The following is a 2710-nucleotide window of genomic DNA, read 5'->3' as shown; positions in this document are numbered from 1 at the left end:
TCGCCAGGTTGACGCCCTTGGCCGCCGCAATCGCACGGGCTAAGGGCGAGGCTTTCACCCGCTCATTGCCCCCCCCGCCCCCAATAATGGGGGAGCCTTGGATCTCAATCGGATCGCTGAGCACGGACGCCGAGCCACCAAGTCCCTCAGGAAGCTGACCGACGAAGCTCTCACCATAGGGTTTGAACCCATCCGAACCCACCCCGCTCGTACCTCGCGACCCTCCCTCTACGAGGGAGGGTAGGGTGGGTACGCCCTCCCCTTCCCGGGTACCCTCTGGGTGCTGAGGGGAGGAGTCCAGGGGTTGGGGGCTAGGGGGTTCGCTGTTGGCAGACGGTGCGCCCTGCCCAATGACAAGCACAGGATCACCGACCTTGACCTCGGCACCGGCGGCAACCAGAATGGCGTGAACAACACCCGCTTCGCCTGCGGGCACTTCAACATTGGACTTATCGGTCTCGATCTCGAACACCGCATCGTCTGCGGTTACCGTATCGCCAACTTTTTTGAGGAACTGGACAATGACGCCCGCTTCCATTGCATCGCCCATCTTGGGCATGATGATCGCTGCCATCTTACTTGCCTCCCAGAGCGCGTTTTGCCGCCGCGACGATATCAACTTCCGTGGGGAAGGCGAGATTCTCTAAGTTCTTGGCGTAGGGCATCGGCACAAACGCGCCGGTCACCCGGAGCACGGGAGAGTCTAGATCGTAGAATGCACGCTCGCTAATCTGGGCAGAGATCTCCGCAGCGCAACCATAGAGCGGCCACTGCTCCTGCACCACAACCGCACGGTGGGTCTTCTTGATCGAGGCCAGCACCGTATTCATATCCAGCGGCAAGAGCGAGCGCAGGTCAATCACCTCGGCGAAGATGCCGTCTTTTGCCAGCACATTGGCCGCCTTGAGCGCCTGAATCGTCATCCAGGAGTACGCGACAATTGTCACATCTTTCCCCTCGCGCAGGACATTGGCTTGGCCCAGTGGCACCGAGAACTCGGGATCGTCGGGGACTTCGGAGAGGCCCGGCTGGATCGCCTCCAGCTCATCGGGCTTGGTGAAGTACATACGCAGCGACTCTAAAAACATCACGGGGTTATTGTCACGAATGGCCGTGAGCAGCATTCCCTTAGCGTCTGCTGGCGTGGCCGGAACCGCGACCTTCAGACCGGGCACGTGGGCAAAGAGAACTTCTATCGCCTGGGAGTGCTGCGCCGAGAGCTGCAAACCAACGCCGCTGGGGCCACGGATCACCATCGGCACCTGGAACTGACCGCCGAACATGTAGCGGATCTTGGCGGCGTGCTGGACGATCTGGTCGTAGGCGGGAGTGGCGAAGTCCATTCGCATCATCTCGCAGACCGGACGCAGGCCCGCCATTGCAGCCCCGATTCCCAGGCCGATGATTCCGACCTCAGAGATCGGCGTGTCAATCACGCGGCGCGGGCCAAACTCCTCTAAGAAGCCCTTGGAGAGCTCCAGAGTTCCCTGGTACTGTGCCACTTCCTCACCGACCAGAAACACGTCCGGGTCGCGGCGCATCTCCTCACGCAGGGCGAGCGCGAGGGCGTCTATGTAGCGTAGCTTTGCCATTATGCGTTTGCTTCTTTCATAATGCGTACACGTCCTTTAGTAGCTCGTCGGCGGGTGGCACAGGGGAATCGTCGGAGAACTTTACCGCAGCCTTCGCTGCGATCACCGCCTCGTCGTGGAACCTCATAATGTCTTCGTCCGTGATGATCTTCGCCTCTAGGAGAAGCTCGGCAGCGATCGCAATCGGGTCACGGTTGGCCTTGGCCGCCTCGATCTCCGCCCTAGTGCGGTAGACCACGGTTTGCTTGGCCTCGTCGGCGGCTCCGTGCCCATGGAAGCGATACGTGTCGCACTCCAAAAAGAACGGGGCGGGATTTTTCTTCATGTCCGCAATGATCTGACTGACCTCTTCGTGCACTGTGACAATGCTCTGGCCGTCTATTTTCTTGCGGTTCATGGCGAAGCTGCTCACGCGATCCGTGAGATCGGTGTTGGCGTGGGAGCGCTCGATACTGGTGCCCATCGCGTAGCCATTGTTCTCCAGAACAAATAGCACGGGGACTTTGTAGAGCTGCGCCATGTTCAGGGTCTCGTGAAACGCCCCCTGGTTCATGGAACCATCGCCAAAGAAGCAGACCGCCACCCCCGCTTGCGCACGGTACTTGAGCGCAAAGCCCAGCCCGAGCGCAATCGGCACATTGCCACCTACAATGCCATAGCCGCCGTAAAAGCCGCGCTCCGCATCGCAGATATGCATCGAGCCGCCCTTGCCTTTTGAGCAGCCGTCGTACTTCCCACAGATCTCCGCCATCACGGGACCGGGGGGGGAGCCGACCGCCAGCGCGTAGGCGTGGTCACGGTAGTGCCCAATTAAGCAGTCTCCTGCCGCGAGGTCGAGTGCGCCAATGATGCCTACAGCGATAGCTTCCTCACCCGAATAGAGGTGCAGGTAGCCGCCGATGCCGTGTCCGCCGCGCTGGAATGCCCGCAGACACTCCTCCTCAAACTCGCGGATATGCACCATTTGCTCATAGAATCGGCGGTACTTGGCCGCGTCTAGCGCAGCCTTCTGGCCCTTTGCCATCTTATAAAACAGTCTCCTTGCCAGGGGGCGAGGTCTCGCCCGGCACATTATACCCCACAGATATTCGGTACAATAACGCCATGTCCGCAGTTCC

General features: G+C 60.3%; 3 protein-coding genes. All 3 read right to left on the bottom strand.

What is annotated here, in order from left to right; all coding sequences use genetic code 11:
* On the bottom strand, positions 1 to 574 hold a 574-nt coding region (locus ACH2EH_RS25050; protein ID WP_395146119.1), incomplete at its 3' end, for a biotin/lipoyl-containing protein.
* A 1-nt stretch (position 575) separates the two neighbouring features.
* Positions 576 to 1592: an alpha-ketoacid dehydrogenase subunit beta gene (locus ACH2EH_RS25045; protein ID WP_395146117.1), complete on the bottom strand. Its 1017-nt coding sequence runs from the start codon at positions 1590 to 1592 to the stop codon at positions 576 to 578.
* Between the two features lie 16 nt (positions 1593 to 1608).
* Positions 1609 to 2616 (bottom strand): thiamine pyrophosphate-dependent enzyme, encoded by a 1008-nt coding sequence (locus ACH2EH_RS25040; protein ID WP_395146115.1) that lies wholly within the window; start codon positions 2614 to 2616, stop codon positions 1609 to 1611.
* Positions 2617 to 2710: the final 94 nt, after the last annotated feature.

This window comes from Armatimonas sp. (assembly GCF_043760365.1).
Classification (GTDB): Bacteria; Armatimonadota; Armatimonadia; order Armatimonadales; family Armatimonadaceae; genus Armatimonas.
The sequence above is the reverse complement of the archived record's forward strand: the minus strand, read 5'-3'. Positions and strand labels throughout refer to the sequence as shown.

Excerpts from the sequence above, each read along its gene's own strand:
- ACH2EH_RS25045 (WP_395146117.1), bottom strand. The coding sequence starts at position 1,592 with ATGGCAAAGCTACGCTACATAGACGCCCTCGCGCTCGCCCTGCGTGAG.
- ACH2EH_RS25040 (WP_395146115.1), bottom strand. The coding sequence starts at position 2,616 with ATGGCAAAGGGCCAGAAGGCTGCGCTAGACGCGGCCAAGTACCGCCGA.